This is a genomic window from Streptomyces sp. AC627_RSS907 (assembly GCF_019049165.1).
The window spans coordinates 12,384-28,124 of record NZ_JAGMUE010000084.1 but is presented as its reverse complement, the minus strand read 5'-3'; the positions used below and the strand labels follow the sequence as shown (position 1 = coordinate 28,124).

The following is a 15,741-nucleotide window of genomic DNA, read 5'->3' as shown; positions in this document are numbered from 1 at the left end:
GGGGAGAGGGAAGCACAGGTCATGAGCGTGGTCCTGGATGTCGTCTACATCGCGCTGATGTGCTTCCTCATCGTGCTCATCTTCCGGTTGGTCATGGACTACGTCTTCCAGTTCGCCCGCTCGTGGCAACCCGGCAAGGCGATGGTGGTCGTTCTGGAGGCCACCTACACTGTCACCGATCCACCGCTGAAGCTTTTGCGGCGGTTCATCCCGCCGCTGCGTCTCGGGGGCGTGGCGCTCGACCTGTCCTTCTTCGTACTGATGATCATCGTCTACATCCTGATCTCGATCGTGAGCCGGCTGTGAGCGATGAGAGAGATACGGGCTTGCCGAATGCCGACGACAACGTTGAGGTGAAGAGATGCCGTTGACCCCTGAGGACGTGCGGAACAAGCAGTTCACGACCGTCCGCCTCCGAGAAGGCTATGACGAGGACGAGGTCGATGCCTTCCTCGACGAGGTCGAAGCCGAACTGACCCGACTGCTCCGCGAGAACGAGGACCTGCGCGCCAAACTGGCGGCGGCGACGCGCGCGGCTGCGCAGAACCAGCAGAACATGCGCAAGCCCCCGGAACCGCCCCAGGACCAGCAGCAGCATCAGCAGCAGCACCCGCCCCAGCAGGGAGGCATGCCGCAGCAGGGGGGTATGCCGCAGCAGGGCATGCGAGGTCCCGGCGCTCCGGTGCCCGCCGGCATATCGGGCCCGCCGCAGCAGCAGATGGGTGGACCCATGGGTGGTCCGCCCCAGCTGCCCAGCGGTGCTCCGCAGCTGCCCGCCGGCCCCGGCGGACAGGGTGGCCCGCAGGGTCCCGGCCCGATGGGCCAGGGTCCGGGGCCGATGGGCCAGGGCGGCCCTGGCCCGATGCAGGGCCAGATGGGTCCCGGCCCGATGGGCGGCCCGCAGGGGCCCGGCGGCCCTGGTGGCCCCGGCATGCCCGGTCAGGGCGGCCCCGGTGGCGACAGTGCCGCCCGCGTCCTGTCGCTGGCCCAGCAGACCGCCGACCAGGCGATCGCCGAGGCCCGTTCCGAGGCCAACAAGATCGTCGGCGAGGCGCGCTCGCGTGCCGAGGGTCTGGAGCGGGACGCCCGTGCCAAGGCGGACGCCCTGGAGCGGGACGCGCAGGAGAAGCACCGCGTCGCGATGGGCTCCCTGGAGTCCGCTCGCGCCACGCTGGAGCGCAAGGTCGAGGACCTGCGCGGCTTCGAGCGGGAGTACCGCACGCGGCTGAAGTCGTACCTGGAGTCGCAGCTGCGTCAGCTGGAGACCCAGGCGGACGACTCGCTCGCCCCGCCGCGGACGCCCGCGACGGCCTCCCTGCCGCCGTCCCCGGCGCCTTCCATGGCACCGGCCGGCGCGAGCGCGCCGTCGTACGGCGGCAATCAGTCGATGGGCAGCGGTCCGGGTCAGTCCGGTCCGTCCTACGGTGGCCAGCAGCAGATGTCGCCGGCGATGACCCAGCCGATGGCGCCGGTGCGGCCGCAGGGCCCGTCCCCGATGGGGCAGGTGCCTTCGCCGATGCGAGGGTTCCTGATCGACGAGGACGACAACTGACGGGTGACGAACGGTAGTACGACGTAGCCGTCGGCAGCGTTCAGGGCGGGCCCCGGGTTTCTGACCCGGGGCCCGCCCTCGTGCCGTGCGCGCGTGGACGCGGGCCGTGGTGTCTCGCCCGGCGCCTGAACGGCCGGGGCCCGGCAGGTGCCGGTGAGCGACACCCGCGCCTGATCGGCCGGGGCCGGTGAGTGACACCCCCTCCCCGGCGCGCGCCCCGCCACGGCGCAGGGTGCGGCGACAGCACTCGGCCCGGCACCCTCGGAGGAGAGTGCCGGGCCGAGTGCTGTTCGGTTACTGCTTGCGCAGGCGGAACGTCAGGGACAGGCCCTCGTCGGTGAACGGCTCCCCGTACGTGTCGTCCGCCTCGCCCTGGGCGAAGTCCGTGGCCAGGACCTCGTCGGCGATCAGGGCGGAGTGGCCGGTCAGGGCGGCGACGGTCGCCGGGTCCGTGGCCGTCCAGCGCAGGGCGATGCGGTCGGCGACGTCCAAGCCGCTGTTCTTGCGGGCCTCCTGGATCAGACGGATCGCGTCCCGGGCGAGGCCCGCGAGGCGGAGCTCCTCCGTGATCTCCAGGTCCAGCGCCACCGTCGCGCCCGAGTCGGAGGCGACCGACCAGCCCTCGCGCGGCGTCTCCGTGATGATCACCTCGTCGGGAGCGAGGGTGATCGTCTCACCGTCCACCTCCACCGAGGCCGTGCCCTCCCGCAGTGCCAGGGAGAGCGCGGCGGCGTCCGCGCCCGCGACGGCCTTCGCGACGTCCTGGACCCGCTTGCCGAACCGCTTGCCCAGCGCCCGGAAGTTGGCCTTCGCGGTCGTGTCGACCAGGGAGCCGCCGACCTCGCTCAGCGACGCCAGGGACTCGACGTTCAGCTCCTCCGTGATCTGCGTGTGCAGCTCGGGGGAGAGCGCGTCGAAGCCGGCCACCGCGATCAGCGCGCGCTTGAGCGGCTGGCGGGTCTTGACACCCGACTCGGCGCGCGTGGCGCGACCCAGTTCGACCAGGCGGCGGACCAGGAGCATCTGCTTCGACAGCTCCGGGTCGATCGCCGACAGGTCGGCCTCCGGCCAGGAGGACAGGTGCACCGACTCCGGGGCGCCCGGCGTGACCGGCACGACCAGGTCCTGCCAGACCCGCTCGGTGATGAACGGGGTCAGCGGGGCCATGAGCTTGGTGACCGTCTCGACGACCTCGTGCAGCGTGCGCAGGGCCGCCTTGTCGCCCTGCCAGAAGCGGCGACGGGAGCGGCGTACGTACCAGTTCGACAGGTCGTCGACGAAGGTGGACAGCAGCTTGCCCGCGCGCTGGGTGTCGTAGGCGTCCAGCGCCTGGGTGACCTGGTCGGTCAGGGCGTGCAGCTCGGACAGCAGCCAGCGGTCCAGGACCGGGCGGTCGGCCGGCGCCGGGTCGGCCTCGCTGGGCGCCCAGCTGGTGGTGCGGGCGTACAGGGCCTGGAAGGCGACCGTGTTCCAGTAGGTGAGGAGCGTCTTGCGGACGACCTCCTGGATGGTGCCGTGGCCGACGCGGCGGGCCGCCCACGGGGAGCCGCCGGCCGCCATGAACCAGCGGACCGCGTCGGCGCCGTGCTGGTCCATCAGCGGGATCGGCTGCAGGATGTTGCCCAGGTGCTTGGACATCTTGCGGCCGTCCTCGGCGAGGATGTGACCGAGGCAGACGACGTTCTCGTAACTCGACTTGTCGAAGACCAGGGTGCCGACGGCCATCAGCGTGTAGAACCAGCCGCGGGTCTGGTCGATGGCCTCGGAGATGAACTGGGCCGGGTAGCGGGACTCGAAGAGTTCCTTGTTCTTGTACGGGTAGCCCCACTGCGCGAACGGCATCGAACCCGAGTCGTACCAGGCGTCGATGACCTCCGGCACGCGCGTGGCCGCCTTGCCGCAGCCGTCGTGGCGGCAGGCGAAGGTGACCTCGTCGATGTACGGGCGGTGCGGGTCCAGGCCGGACTGGTCGGTGCCGGTCAGCTCGGTCAGCTCCGCGCGGGAGCCGACGACCGTGAGGTGGTCCTCCTCGCAGCGCCAGATCGGCAGCGGGGTGCCCCAGTAGCGGTTCCGGGACAGCGCCCAGTCGATGTTGTTGTCCAGCCAGTCGCCGTACCGGCCGTGCTTGACCGAGTCCGGGAACCAGTTGGTCTTCTCGTTCTCCTCGAGGAGACGGTCCTTGACGGCGGTGGTCCGGATGTACCAGGACGGCTGCGCGTAGTACAGCAGCGCGGTGTGGCAGCGCCAGCAGTGCGGGTAGCTGTGCTCGTACGGGATGTGCTTGAACAGCAGGCCCCGGGTGTCCAGGTCCTCCGTCAGCTTCTCGTCGGCCTTCTTGAAGAAGACGCCGCCGACCAGCGGGACGTCCGCCTCGAAGGTGCCGTCCGGGCGGACCGGGTTGACCACGGGCAGGCCGTAGGAGCGGCAGACCTTGAGGTCGTCCTCACCGAAGGCGGGGGACTGGTGGACCAGACCGGTGCCGTCCTCCGTGGTGACGTACTCGGCGTTCACCACGTAGTGCGCCGGTTCCGGGAACTCCACGAGCTCGAAGGGCCGCTGGTACGTCCAGCGCTCCATCTCGGCGCCGGTGAAGGACTGCCCGGTGGTCTCCCAGCCCTCGCCGAGGGCCTTGGTGACCAGCGGCTCGGCGACGACGAGCTTCTCCTCGCCGTTCGTGGCGACCACGTAGGTGACCTCGGGGTGCGCGGCGACCGCGGTGTTGGAGACCAGGGTCCAGGGCGTGGTCGTCCACACCACGAGGGCCGCCTCGCCGGCCAGCGGGCCCGAGGTCAGCGGGAAGCGGACGTAGACGGAGGGGTCGACTACCGTCTCGTAGCCCTGCGCCAGCTCGTGGTCGGACAGGCCGGTGCCGCAACGGGGGCACCAGGGGGCGACGCGGTGGTCCTGGACCAGCAGGCCCTTGTTGAAGATCTCCTTGAGCGACCACCAGACGGACTCGATGTACTCGGGGTCCATCGTGCGGTACGGGTTCTGGAGGTCGGCCCAGTAGCCCATGCGGGTCGTGAGCTCTTCGAAGGCGTCGGTGTGGCGGGTCACCGACTCACGGCACTTGGCGTTGAACTCGGCGATGCCGTACGCCTCGATGTCCTGCTTGCCGGAGAAGCCGAGCTCCTTCTCCACCGCGAGCTCCACCGGGAGGCCGTGGCAGTCCCAGCCGGCCTTGCGGCCCACGTGGTAGCCGCGCATGGTGCGGAAGCGGGGGAAGACGTCCTTGAAGACGCGCGCTTCGATGTGGTGGGCACCCGGCATGCCGTTGGCGGTGGGCGGGCCCTCGTAGAACACCCACTCGGGGCGGCCCTCGGACTGCTCGAGGCTCTTGGCGAAGATCTTCTGCTCGCGCCAGAAGTCGAGCACCGCGTGTTCGAGCGCGGGCAGGTCGACCTGGGCGGGCACCTGGCGGTACTGCGGCTGCGTATTCAACGAGCTTCCTCCGGCGGACGTGCTGCCTTCCGTCGGAGGGACGAGAGCCGGGCCGTCATGGCCACCTACGCCGCTGTGTGCGGCGCGCTCCCGCGGTACCACCCTCCTTGACCCCCCGGTGCGCCCTGTGCACCGGTGAGCCCCCTCATTGGGGCCGCGAGCCGGTTCTACTCGCCGCGGCTGTCACGTCACGGCTTTCTTCCGGCGGCTCCGGGGTGATCTTCACGTCGCGCTCACCCCCGGGCTCACACCGTCCCCGGGTCGCTCTGGGCTGCGTACGCCGCTACTCGTCCCCATCCACGCTTTTCGCTCCGCCCAGTGTACGGCGCCGCGCGGACAGCGGCCGACCCGGTTTTTCACGCCGGGTGGAGCGCGGCGCCCGTACGCCCCGCGCGCGGCCTCCGTACGGCCGGGTGTGACCCGAATGCCGCCGTCGGGCGTGCGGCTCCCGGGCGGCCCGGCCGGGCCGCGGCCCGGCGGATTACCCGGCGGGGAGCTGGGCACAACGCATGCATGCTCGCCGCGCGGCGCACGGTGGGCGGGCGGATCGGGCGGCGTGCCCCGTTGCCGCGGGACTCGAGTCGATTTATCGTCCCAGCACGATTCGCGCGCAAGATCACAAAATGTGAAGGGGCCGCGGCCATGGTGGCGAAGAAGACCGCCGTACAGCAGGCGGCGTCCGGCAGATCCACGGATGCCGGCGCCTCCGGCGGTGCGGTCCCCGCGTCGGCCGCGGCACGCGGCCCCGGCGGCGGGGCAGAAGGGCCCGGCGGGAAGACGGCGGCAGGGAAGAGGGCGGCCGTCGGGGAGACGGCCGCCGAGAGTGCGCCGGCCGCCGGGAGTGCGCCGGCCGGGAAGAAGACCGCGGCGAAGAAGAGCGCCGCGAAGAAGGCCGCGGCCAAGAAGACCGCGGCGAAGAAGGCCGCGGCGAAGAAGAGCACGGCGAAGAAGAGCACGGCGAAGAAGGCGGGCGCGGCCGAGGCCGCGGAGCAGACGGGAGCCACGACGGTGGTTGCGAAGAAGACCCCTGGCACGGCCACGGCGGCCAAGTCCGCCGTCCCCAAGGCGCGCGGCGCCGCCGCTGAGCCCGGCGACCTCGCGGTACGCCCCGGCGAGGAACCCTGGACCCCGCAAGAGGTGGAGGAGGCGCGCGGCGGGTTGCAGTCCGAGGCCGACCGGCTGCGCACCGAGATCGACTCCTCCGAGCGGTCGCTGCAGGGCATGATGCGCGACTCCGGGGACGGCGCGGGCGACGACGAGGCGGACACCGGCAGCAAGAACATCACGCGCGAGCACGAGCTGGCGCTGGCCGCCAACGCGCGCGAGATGCTCACCCAGACCGAGCGCGCCCTGGAACGCCTGGACGCGGGCACCTACGGTCTGTGCGAGAACTGCGGCAACCCCATCGGCAAGGCGCGCATGCAGGCCTTCCCGAGGGCCACCCTGTGCGTCGAGTGCAAGCAGAAGCAGGAGCGCCGGTACTGATCCGCCGCCCCACCGCCTCCGTACGCCTCCTGAGCACGTACGGGACGCAGGGCGTGCCGTACCCTCGTCCTCAGTCAGGTACCTAGGTCGAGGGACTCACGTGGCAGAGGCGGAGCGCATCATCGGTACGCCGGACACCCCGGACGCGGCGGGGGACGGGCAGGAGCGGCCCGACGCCGAGCAGGAGCAGGCCCCGGAGCGTCCCCGGGGCAGGCGGCGCGTCGCCGTGCTGTTCGCGGTCGCCGTGTTCGCGTACCTCCTCGACCTGGTCAGCAAGATGATCGTGGTCGCCAAGCTGGAGCACCACGAGCCCGTGGAGATCATCGGGGACTGGCTCAGGTTCGCGGCGATCCGCAACGCGGGCGCGGCGTTCGGCATCGGTGAGGCCTTCACCGTGATCTTCACGGTGATCGCGGCGGCCGTGATCGTGGTGATCTCCCGGCTCGCGCGCAAGCTCTACAGCCTGCCCTGGGCGATCGCGCTCGGCCTGCTGCTCGGCGGCGCCCTCGGCAACCTCACCGACCGGATCTTCCGGTCGCCCGGTGTCTTCGAGGGCGCGGTCGTCGACTTCATCGCGCCCAAGCACTTCGCCGTCTTCAACCTCGCCGACTCGGCGATCGTCTGCGGCGGCATCCTGATCGTGATCCTCTCCTTCCGGGGCCTGGACCCGGACGGGACCGTCCACAAGGACTGAGCGAGGGCCGGGCGAGGGCCGGGCGCGCGTTCGGGACTGTCCGGCCCGTCCGGCATACTCGACGGGTGAGCACGATTCCCGAGATCCGTACCCTGCCCGTGCCGGACGGCCTGGAGGGCGAGCGCGTCGACGCCGCCATCTCCCGCATGTTCGGCTTTTCCCGTACCAAGGCCGCGGAGCTCGCCGCGGCGGGCAAGGTGCAGGTCGACGGATCGGTGGTCGGCAAGTCCGAGCGGGTCCACGGCGGCGCCTGGCTCGAGGTCGAGATGCCGCAGGCGCCCGCGCCGGTGCAGGTGGTGGCCGAGCCGGTCGAGGGAATGGAGATCGTGCACGACGACGAGGACGTGGTCGTGATCGTCAAGCCGGTCGGCGTGGCGGCCCACCCCTCGCCCGGCTGGAGCGGACCGACGGTCATCGGCGGGCTGGCCGCCGCCGGGTACCGCATCTCGACGTCCGGCGCCGCCGAGCGGCAGGGCATCGTCCACCGCCTCGACGTGGGCACGTCCGGTCTGATGGTGGTGGCCAAGTCGGAGCGCGCGTACACCTCCCTCAAGCGCCAGTTCAAGGAGCGCACGGTCGACAAGCGCTACCACACGCTCGTCCAGGGCCACCCCGACCCGACCAGCGGCACCATCGACGCCCCCATCGGCCGCCACCCGCAGCACGACTACAAGTGGGCCGTCACCGCCGAGGGCAAGCCCTCCGTGACCCACTACGACCTCATCGAGGCGTTCCGCGCCGCCTCCCTGCTCGACGTGAAGCTGGAGACCGGCCGCACCCACCAGATCCGCGTCCACATGGCCGCCCACCGCCACCCCTGCGTCGGCGACTTGACCTACGGCGCCGACCCGACCCTCGCCAAGCGGCTGCGCCTCACCCGCCAGTGGCTGCACGCCGTGCGCCTCGGCTTCGAGCACCCCGGCGACGGACAGTGGGCCGAGTACGCCAGCGACTACCCCGAGGACCTCCAGCAGGCCCTCGACCTGGTCCGCGAGGAGACCTACGGGTGAGCACCGCGCGCCCCGTCCCGGCCTACCGGGTCCGCCTCGCCGACGGCCCCGCCGACCGGGAGGCGTGCTTCGCCGTGCGCAAGGACGTCTTCGTCCGCGAGCAGCAGGTCCCCGAGGACATCGAGTACGACGCGTACGACGCCGATGCCGTGCACGTCCTCGCGGTGAGGGAGGACGGCGTGGCCCTGGGCACCGGCCGGCTGCTGCTCGGTGAGGCCGCCGCGGCGAGGAACGGCGACGGCGACCCGGCCGTCGGTTCCCTCGGCCGGCTCGCCGTCACCCGGGACGCCCGCGGACTGGGCGTCGGTGCCGCGCTGGTGCGGGCCCTGGAGGAGGCGGCACGCGCGCGTGGACTCACGGGGGTGGACCTGCACGCGCAGACCCACGCCCTGGGTTTCTACGCGCGACTGGGGTACGCGGCGTACGGACCGGAGTTCCCCGACGCCGGGATACCCCACCGCGCGATGCGGCGCGCCTTGTAACCGGAGGTGCCGAACCCGCTGGTGGGGCCGGTGTCGTGGCAGGCTTGAGGTCCGCCGTGTGTACGCCGAGACCCGACCGGAGCGGTGACCGTGGATCAGTTGGCCCTGTTGTTCATGCTGTTGCTCGGGGCCCTGCTGAGCGTCCCGGTCGGTGACCGGCTCGGGCTGCCGGCGCCGGTGCTGATGACGCTCCTCGGCATCGTGCTCGCCCTGCTCGACTTCGTGCCCAACGTCGACATCCCGCCCGAGCTCATCCTGCCCGCGCTGCTGCCGCCGCTGCTCTACGCGGCCGTACGGCGGACGTCCTGGCGGCAGTTCGCGGCCAACAAGCGGCCGATCTTCCTGCTGGCCGTCGCGCTGGTCTTCGTCACCATGACGTGCGTCGCCACGGTGGCCCACGCGATCGTGCCGGGGCTGCCGATCGCCGCCGCCTTCGCGCTGGGCGCGCTGGTGGCGCCGCCCGACCCGGTCGCGGCGACCGCCGTCGCCGGGCAGCTGGGACTGCCGCGCCGCCTGGTGTCCATCCTGGAGGGCGAGGGGCTGTTCAACGACGTCACGGCCATCGTCCTCTACCACGTGGCCATCGCGGCGGCCGTCGGCGGAACCTTCTCGCCCTGGAAGGCCGGGCTCGACCTGGTGCTGTCCGCCGTCGTCGCCGTCGCCGTGGGCCTCGCGCTCGGCTGGGGCGCCAACAAGCTGCTGGACGTGCTGGGGGACGTGACCCTGCAGATCGGGCTGACGCTGCTGGTGCCCTACGTGGCGTACGTCCTGGCCGAGGAGCTGCACGGCTCCGGGGTGCTCGCCGTGCTCACCACCGCGATGTTCCTCGCCGAGTACGCGGTCGGCGCCGACGACGTGATGACCAGGCTCGCCGGGCACACCGTCTGGGACGTCGTCGACACGCTCGTCACCGGTGTGGCGTTCGGGCTGATCGGCCTGGAGCTGCACAACGCGATCCACACGGCCTCCGGGCGGTGGACCGAACTGCTCGGATGGGCCGCGGCGATCTCCGGCGTGGTGATCCTCGTACGGCTGGTGTGGCTGCTGCCGGCCACCTGGCTGACCCAGCGCCTGCACACCCTGCGGGACCGGGACCACGACGAGGACATCCCGACGAGCTGGCGGGAGACCGTCGTCATGTGGTGGGCGGGGATGCGCGGGGTCGCCTCGGTCGCGCTGGCCCTCGCGATTCCGCTGGAGACGGACAGCGGCTCGGCCTTCCCCAAGCGGGAGGAGATCATCTTCATCGCGTTCGGGGTGATCATGGTCACGCTGCTGCTGCAAGGGCTGACGCTGCCGTGGCTGGTGGGCCGGCTGGGGGTGCGGGCGGACACCGAGCGGGAGAAGGACTACGAGAAGACGCTGGCCGTTCGGGCGGCGAAGGCCGCGAAGCAGCGGCTGAAGGAGATCGAGGCGGTCGAGGAGCTGCCGGAGGAGCTGTCCGAGCAGATGCTGCACCGCGCCTATGACATCGGGATGCGGATCAGCCCCGACATCGGTGACGAGGAGCGGCGCGAGGCGCAGGAGCAGCGGGCCCGGCGGCTGAAGCGGATCCGCCGGATCCAGGGCGAGATGCTGAGCGCCGCCCGGCACGAGGTGCTGGCGGCACGCAGCGAACCCGGGGCCGACCCGGAGATCGTGGACCGGGTGCTGCGCCAGCTGGACGTGCGCAGCCTGCGGTGACACCGGACCGGTCAGCCCCCGTGACCGCCGTGCGCCGGGCCGGCCGGCGCACGGCGGTCACGGTGCGTTCCGCCCCCCGGGAGCTACCGCCCCGGGAGCTACCGCCCCCGGGTGATCCCGCGCAGACCCGCCCCGGCGGTCACAGGCTCTTCGTGGGCTGCTCCGGGAAGCGGCGGGGGCCGTCGTCGGGGGAACGGCGGGGGTGGTGGAGGCCGTCGGCGGACGGGCGCAGGGACGCGTCCGCGGTGTTGACGCGGGGCAGCGCGTAGGGGTGCTCGTCGACGAGCCAGCGGATCATCCCCTCTCGGACCGTGACCCGTACCGTCCAGATGTCGTCCGCGTCCTTCGCCGTCACCAGGGCCCGCACCTGCATGGTGTTCTGGGTGGTGTCCGTGACGGTCAGGTTGTAGTCGCGGCCGTCCCAGGCCGGGCACTCGCGCAGGATGTCGCGCAGCCGCTCCCGCATCAGGTCCAGCGGTGCCGTGTGGTCGAGGTGCCAGTACACGATCCCGGTCATCTGCGGAGTGCCGCGCGACCAGTTCTCGAACGGCTTGGACGTGAAGTACGACACCGGCATGGTGATCCGGCGCTCGTCCCAGGTACGCACGGTCAGGAAGGTCAGCGTGATCTCCTCGACGGTGCCCCACTCCCCGTCCACCACGACCGTGTCGCCCATGCGCACCATGTCGCCGAAGGCGATCTGGAACCCGGCGAACATGTTGCTGAGCGTGGACTGGGCGGCGATGCCGGCCACGATGCCGAGCACACCGGCCGAGGCCAGCAGCGAGGCACCCGCCGCGCGCATCGCCGGGAACGTCAGCAGCATCGCCGACACGGCGACCACGCCGACGACCGCCGAGACCACCCGCATGATCAGTGACACCTGGGTGCGCACCCGACGCACCCGGGCCGGGTCGCGCTGGGCGTGGGTGTGGGCGTAGCGGGAGTACGACGTCTCGACGACCGCCGCGGCGATCCGGACCACCAGCCAGGCCACCGAGCCGATCAGCACGAGCGTCAGCAGCCGGCCGACCGACGACCGGTGCTCCGGGAACACCCCCGCCTCGACGTACGACCCTCGCAGCAGCGCCGCGCACAGCATGGCCTGGTAGGGGATGCGGGCGCGGCGCAGCAGCCCCCACAGAGGTGTCTCGGGGTGCCGTCCGTCGGCCTTGCGCAGCAGCAGGTCGGTGGCCCATCCGATGACCAGGGTCAGCAGGACGGAACCACCGACCACGATCAGCGGGCGGAGTATGGTCTCCATGCCCACGAACGTAACCGCCCCGGCCGGGCGTGAACCTGTGACTTCCGTCCCGCCCCTCGGGGGCCGCCGCGCACCGCGATGTCGGACCCGGCTGGCACCATGGCCTCATGAACATCGTGCTCTTTCACTCGACCCTCGGCCCGAGGCCCGCGGTGCGGCAGGCCGCCGACCGGCTGCGCGACGCCGGGCACCAGGTGTGGACCCCGGACCTCTACGAGGGCCGGACCTTCGACACGGTCGAGGAGGGCATGGCCCACCAGGACGGCATCGGCCGGGAGGAGCTGCTGAAGCGGGCCGTGCTGGCCGCCGCCCCCTACTCCGAGCGCGGCCTGGTCTACGCCGGGTTCTCGCTCGGCGCCTCCATCGCCCAGACCCTCGCCCTCGGTGACCACCGGGCACGCGGACTGCTCCTCCTGCACGGCACCTCGGACATCGCGCCCAACGCCTCGGTCGACGACCTGCCGGTCCAGCTGCACGTCGCCGAGCCGGACCCCTTCGAGACGGACGACTGGCTCAGCGCCTGGTACCTCCAGATGGGCCGGGTCGGCGCCGACGTCGAGGTGCACAGATACGCCGGGGCCGGCCACCTCTACACCGACCCCGGGCTGCCCGACTACGACGAGGAGGCAGCCGAGGCCACGTGGCGGGTGGCGCTCGGCTTCCTCGACTCGCTCCAGGAGGAGGGCGCGCCCGGGACCGGGGATCGCCCCGGAGGTCAGACCGGGGCGTAGGCGCGCTCGATGCGCTGCGTGCCGCTGCGCGTGCGGTACGAGCGGGCCCACTTCGACGTGGCGTCCGGATCCGTGCGGTCGGAGACGACGTAGTAGTCCATCTGCGCCCGGTCCGCGGTGATGTCCAGCACGCCGTAGCCGTGCCGGTCGGTGTCGACCCAGTGGACGTGCCGGTTCGCGGCCCGGATGACCGGCGCCGCGACCGCGGAGACCGTGCCCTCGGGGACCTTCACGATGTCGTCGAGGTTGTCGGAGGTCACCGAGGTCACGACGAACTCCGTGGCGGCCGAGGCGGACAGCGGGTACGTACCGGCGTTGAACGGCACGTCGTTGGCCCACGCCATGTGGATGTCGCCGGTGAGGAACACCGTGTTGCGGACGGCGTGCGCGCGCAGGTGCGCCAGCAGCTCGCGGCGGTCGTCCGTGTACCCGTCCCACTGGTCGGTGTTGAGGGCGAGGCCCTCCTTCGGCAGGCCCAGCAGCTCGGCGAGCGGCTTGAGCAACTCGGCGGAGAGCGAGCCGATCGCGAACGGCGAGATCATCACCGGGTTGCCGACCAGCCGCCACGTGGTGTCGGAGGACGCGAGCTGGGCCTTCAGCCAGTCGAGTTGGGCGCGGCCGGTGAGACTGCGGTCCGGGTCGTCGACCTCACCGTCGCCGAGCGCCGCCTGCTGCGAGCGGAAGGAGCGCAGGTCCAGCAGCGACAGGTCGGCCAGCTTGCCGAAGCGCAGTCGGCGGTAGGTGCTGCCGGTGACCGCCGGACGTACCGGCATCCACTCGAAGTAGGCCTGCTTGGCGGCGGCCTGCCGGGCGGACCAGGTGCCCTCCGCGCCCTCGGTGTGGTTCTCGGCACCGCCCGACCAGGTGTCGTTGGCGATCTCGTGGTCGTCCCAGATCGCCACGACGGGCGCCGCCGCGTGCAGTGCCTGCAGGTCGGGGTCGGTCTTGTAACGGGCGTGCCGGACTCGGTAGTCGGCGAGGGTGACGATCTCGTGGGCGGGCGCGTGCGGGCGGACGACGGTGCCGCGGGTGCCGTACTCGCCGGTGCCGTACTCGTAGATGTAGTCGCCCAGATGCAGCCAGGCGTCCAGGTCGCCCCGGGCCGCGAGATGGCGGTACGACGAGAAGTGCCCGGCCTCCCAGTTGGCGCAGGACACCACGCCGAAGCGCAGTCCGGCGACGGCCGCGCCGGCCGCGGGGGCGGTGCGGGTGCGGGCGGCGGGGGAGTCGGTGGGGCCCGCGGAGAAGCGGAACCAGTAGTCCGTGGCGGGTGCCAGGCCCCGGACGTCGGCCTTGACGGTGTGGTCGGAGGCGGCGGTCGCGGTGAGGGATCCCTCGGCGACGACGTCCGTGAACGCCTTGTCCGTCGCGACGACCCAGCGCACCTCGGTGTCCGGTCCGATCCCCGAGCCCGGTATCGCCTCGGGCGTCGGGGTCACCCGCGTCCACAGCAGGACACCGTCGGGCAGCGGGTCGCCGGAGGCGACGCCGTGCAGGAAGGCGGGGGCGACGCCGGCGGCACCGGCGGGCAGCGCCGCGGCGAGCGGGGCGGCCAGGACGGCACCGGCCGCCGCGGCCCGGACGACCGTACGGCGGCTGGGCGCACGGGCGCCGGCACGCTCGGCCGAAGACGCGGGTGTGCTCTCGGATGATCTGTGTCGAATGGTCACGGCCGATCAGGTTACTGATCGGTATGCGCGGGAGCGGGCGAACCGTCGAAAGTTCGCCCGCTCGTTCGCCGGGCTTCCGCGCGGCGTCACCGCCGAAGCGGGAGCGCGCGGACGGCGCTCAGGCGTCGGTCACTTGGTGACGCCCGCGTCCTTGAGTGCCTTCTGCCACTCGGCGGCCGTGCTCGGGGTCTCGATCACCTTGTCGTTGATCTTGATGGTCGGGGTCGACTGGACGCCGTCGGCGTCGTCGAAGGACTTGCTCATCTTCATCGCCCAGGCGTCGTAGGTGCCCTTCTTCACGGCGTCCTGGAACTTCTTGTTGTTCTTCAGGGCGTCGACCGTGTCGGCCACCTTGATCAGGTAGTCGTCCTTGGCGAACTCGTCGGTCGACTCCTCGGGGTGGTACTCGGCGGAGAACAGCGCGGTCTTGTAGTCGAGGAACGCGTCGGGGCCGACGTTCAGCGCGGCGCCGAGCGCGCTCAGCGCGTTCTTCGAACCCTCGCCGCTCAGGTTGCCGTCGAGGAAGGTGCCGATGGTGAAGGAGAGCTTGTACTGACCGTCCTTCATGCCCTTGTTGACGGCCTCGCCGATGCTCTGCTCGAAGGCGGCGCAGCCCGGGCAGCGCGGGTCCTCGTAGAGGTGGACGACGTTGTCGGTCTTGGACTCGCCGAGAAGGACCGTGGTGCCGTTCTTGCCGGAGGTGTTGGCGGGGGCCACCACCTTCGCCTCGGCGGCCTTGTCCCAGCCCGAGGGCTTGTTGCTCTGCACGACGGCGTAGCTGATGCCGCCGGCTATCGCCAGCACACCGACGATGGAGCAGGCCACGATGACCTGCCGCTTGGCCTTGTCGCGCTTGGCCTGGCGCTCGCGCTCCTGGCGCAGACGCTCACGGGCCGCCGTCTTCGCCGCCTGGCTGTTCCGCTTGCTCATGGTGATGATCTCTCCGGGGACGCGCACACGGGAGTGTGCGGAAAACGTGTGGGGGACTGCTGTGCTCGCTGACGGGTCACACGAAGGCGACCGAGCACGGCGGTCCGCGCCGCCCCAGGCAGTGCGTGAGGATCAGCTCGCGGGCGCCGGCGGAGCGGCGCACCGGGGGCGCCGGGCGGCCGGCCGCGGGGTCCCGGCGTACGGCCACGGCCGCGACGGCGATCAGCAGCGGACGGAAGGTGGTCGCGGCCACCGCGCTCAGCAGCTGGGCCAGCGCGCGCTCGCCGCGCCGCAGCCAGGCCGCCGCCAGCAGTCCGACGCCGACGTGCGCGCCGAGCAGCAGCCACGCGGTCGCCGGGTCGGCGTCGGCGAGCACGGCCGCCAGCCGGTCGGTCTCGGCGCCGGTCACCCGGGTCAGCGGGGCCGCCACGCCGGCGTGCACGCCGGTCCCGTCGCCGCACAGCACGTCGAAGCCGACGGCGCGCAGCGGGCCCCCGACCGGGCCGCCCGTCCTGCCGTAGCAGAGGTGCTGACCGGTGGTGAAGACCGTGTCGGCGGCCAGCTCCAGCGGGATCAGCAGGGCGGCGATCCGCCCGAAGCCGCGCTCGCGCCGCCCGGCCAGGGCGTACGCGATCAGGAACACGGCGGCGGCCACCGCGCCCACCGTGCGCAGCGGCAGCGGAACCCCGGACAGCAGCACGTGCGACGCGGTGCTGAGCGTCACGACGAGTGCCGTGAACAGCGCCGCGCGTACGGCTCTGAGCGGGGTTCCGGATATGTCCATAGCGAGACAAGAGTG

At 72.0% G+C, this 15,741-nt stretch carries 13 protein-coding genes; 8 read left to right on the top strand and 5 right to left on the bottom strand.

The annotated features are described in order from the left end of the window. Nucleotides 1-21: 21 nt before the first annotated feature. Entirely contained in the window at nucleotides 22-306 is a 285-nt protein-coding gene (locus tag KUM32_RS19150; protein ID WP_007448661.1) for a YggT family protein, read from the top strand. 55 nt (nucleotides 307-361) lie between these two features. Beyond that, complete coding sequence (divIVA, locus tag KUM32_RS19145; RefSeq protein ID WP_217143142.1) at nucleotides 362-1,552, top strand: apical growth/hyphal branching protein DivIVA; 1,191 nt, start codon at nucleotides 362-364, stop codon at nucleotides 1,550-1,552. 294 nt (nucleotides 1,553-1,846) lie between these two features. On the opposite strand, the gene ileS is transcribed toward divIVA, so the two are convergent. Further along, nucleotides 1,847-4,993: an isoleucine--tRNA ligase gene (ileS, locus tag KUM32_RS19140; RefSeq protein ID WP_217143141.1), complete on the bottom strand. Its 3,147-nt coding sequence runs from the start codon at nucleotides 4,991-4,993 to the stop codon at nucleotides 1,847-1,849. A gap of 642 nt (nucleotides 4,994-5,635) precedes the next feature. Here ileS and KUM32_RS19135 point away from each other — a divergent pair. The 5 genes from KUM32_RS19135 to KUM32_RS19115 all read left to right on the top strand — a co-directional run bounded on the left by KUM32_RS19135 (nucleotide 5,636) and on the right by KUM32_RS19115 (nucleotide 10,347). Then, nucleotides 5,636-6,478: a TraR/DksA family transcriptional regulator gene (locus KUM32_RS19135; protein WP_217143140.1), complete on the top strand. Its 843-nt coding sequence runs from the start codon at nucleotides 5,636-5,638 to the stop codon at nucleotides 6,476-6,478. A 100-nt stretch (nucleotides 6,479-6,578) separates the two neighbouring features. Beyond that, complete coding sequence (gene lspA, locus KUM32_RS19130) at nucleotides 6,579-7,172, top strand: signal peptidase II (RefSeq protein WP_217143139.1); 594 nt, start codon at nucleotides 6,579-6,581, stop codon at nucleotides 7,170-7,172. Between the two features lie 65 nt (nucleotides 7,173-7,237). Next, nucleotides 7,238-8,182, top strand: coding sequence for an RluA family pseudouridine synthase (locus KUM32_RS19125; RefSeq protein WP_217143138.1), 945 nt, complete (start codon nucleotides 7,238-7,240; stop codon nucleotides 8,180-8,182). Then, entirely contained in the window at nucleotides 8,179-8,664 is a 486-nt protein-coding gene (locus tag KUM32_RS19120) for a GNAT family N-acetyltransferase (RefSeq protein WP_217143137.1), read from the top strand. The genes KUM32_RS19125 and KUM32_RS19120 overlap by 4 nt, the downstream gene beginning before the upstream one ends. Nucleotides 8,665-8,754: 90 nt before the next feature. Beyond that, the gene (locus KUM32_RS19115) at nucleotides 8,755-10,347 is read left to right on the top strand and encodes a Na+/H+ antiporter (protein ID WP_217143136.1); all 1,593 of its coding nucleotides are present in this window, start codon (nucleotides 8,755-8,757) and stop codon (nucleotides 10,345-10,347) included. Nucleotides 10,348-10,486: 139 nt separating this feature from the next. Here the strand turns inward: KUM32_RS19115 and KUM32_RS19110 are convergent, their stop codons facing one another. Next, nucleotides 10,487-11,611 carry a mechanosensitive ion channel family protein gene (locus tag KUM32_RS19110; protein ID WP_217143135.1) on the bottom strand — a complete coding sequence of 375 codons (1,125 nt, stop codon included), beginning with the start codon at nucleotides 11,609-11,611 and terminating at the stop codon, nucleotides 10,487-10,489. Nucleotides 11,612-11,718: 107 nt separating this feature from the next. Here KUM32_RS19110 and KUM32_RS19105 point away from each other — a divergent pair, with 107 nt between their 5' ends. Beyond that, nucleotides 11,719-12,342, top strand: coding sequence for a dienelactone hydrolase family protein (locus KUM32_RS19105; protein ID WP_217143134.1), 624 nt, complete (start codon nucleotides 11,719-11,721; stop codon nucleotides 12,340-12,342). On the opposite strand, the gene KUM32_RS19100 is transcribed toward KUM32_RS19105, so the two are convergent. The 3 genes from KUM32_RS19100 to KUM32_RS19090 all read right to left on the bottom strand — a co-directional run bounded on the left by KUM32_RS19100 (nucleotide 12,327) and on the right by KUM32_RS19090 (nucleotide 15,726). Further along, the gene (locus KUM32_RS19100; protein ID WP_217143133.1) at nucleotides 12,327-14,012 is read right to left on the bottom strand and encodes an alkaline phosphatase; all 1,686 of its coding nucleotides are present in this window, start codon (nucleotides 14,010-14,012) and stop codon (nucleotides 12,327-12,329) included. The genes KUM32_RS19105 and KUM32_RS19100 overlap by 16 nt on opposite strands. Before the next feature lie 129 nt (nucleotides 14,013-14,141). Further along, entirely contained in the window at nucleotides 14,142-14,942 is an 801-nt protein-coding gene (locus KUM32_RS19095) for a DsbA family protein (RefSeq protein ID WP_217143132.1), read from the bottom strand. A 76-nt stretch (nucleotides 14,943-15,018) separates the two neighbouring features. Then, entirely contained in the window at nucleotides 15,019-15,726 is a 708-nt protein-coding gene (locus tag KUM32_RS19090; protein WP_217143131.1) for a hypothetical protein, read from the bottom strand. Between the last annotated feature and the right edge of the window lie 15 nt (nucleotides 15,727-15,741).

Bases quoted from the DNA above. Each gene is read 5' to 3' on its own strand.
- KUM32_RS19150 (WP_007448661.1), top strand. From the start codon at position 22: ATGAGCGTGGTCCTGGATGTCGTCTACATCGCGCTGATGTGCTTCCTC.
- divIVA (WP_217143142.1), top strand. From the start codon at position 362: ATGCCGTTGACCCCTGAGGACGTGCGGAACAAGCAGTTCACGACCGTC.
- KUM32_RS19135 (WP_217143140.1), top strand. From the start codon at position 5,636: ATGGTGGCGAAGAAGACCGCCGTACAGCAGGCGGCGTCCGGCAGATCC.
- KUM32_RS19110 (WP_217143135.1), bottom strand. From the start codon at position 11,611: ATGGAGACCATACTCCGCCCGCTGATCGTGGTCGGTGGTTCCGTCCTG.
- KUM32_RS19105 (WP_217143134.1), top strand. From the start codon at position 11,719: ATGAACATCGTGCTCTTTCACTCGACCCTCGGCCCGAGGCCCGCGGTG.
- KUM32_RS19095 (WP_217143132.1), bottom strand. From the start codon at position 14,942: ATGAGCAAGCGGAACAGCCAGGCGGCGAAGACGGCGGCCCGTGAGCGT.
- KUM32_RS19090 (WP_217143131.1), bottom strand. From the start codon at position 15,726: ATGGACATATCCGGAACCCCGCTCAGAGCCGTACGCGCGGCGCTGTTC.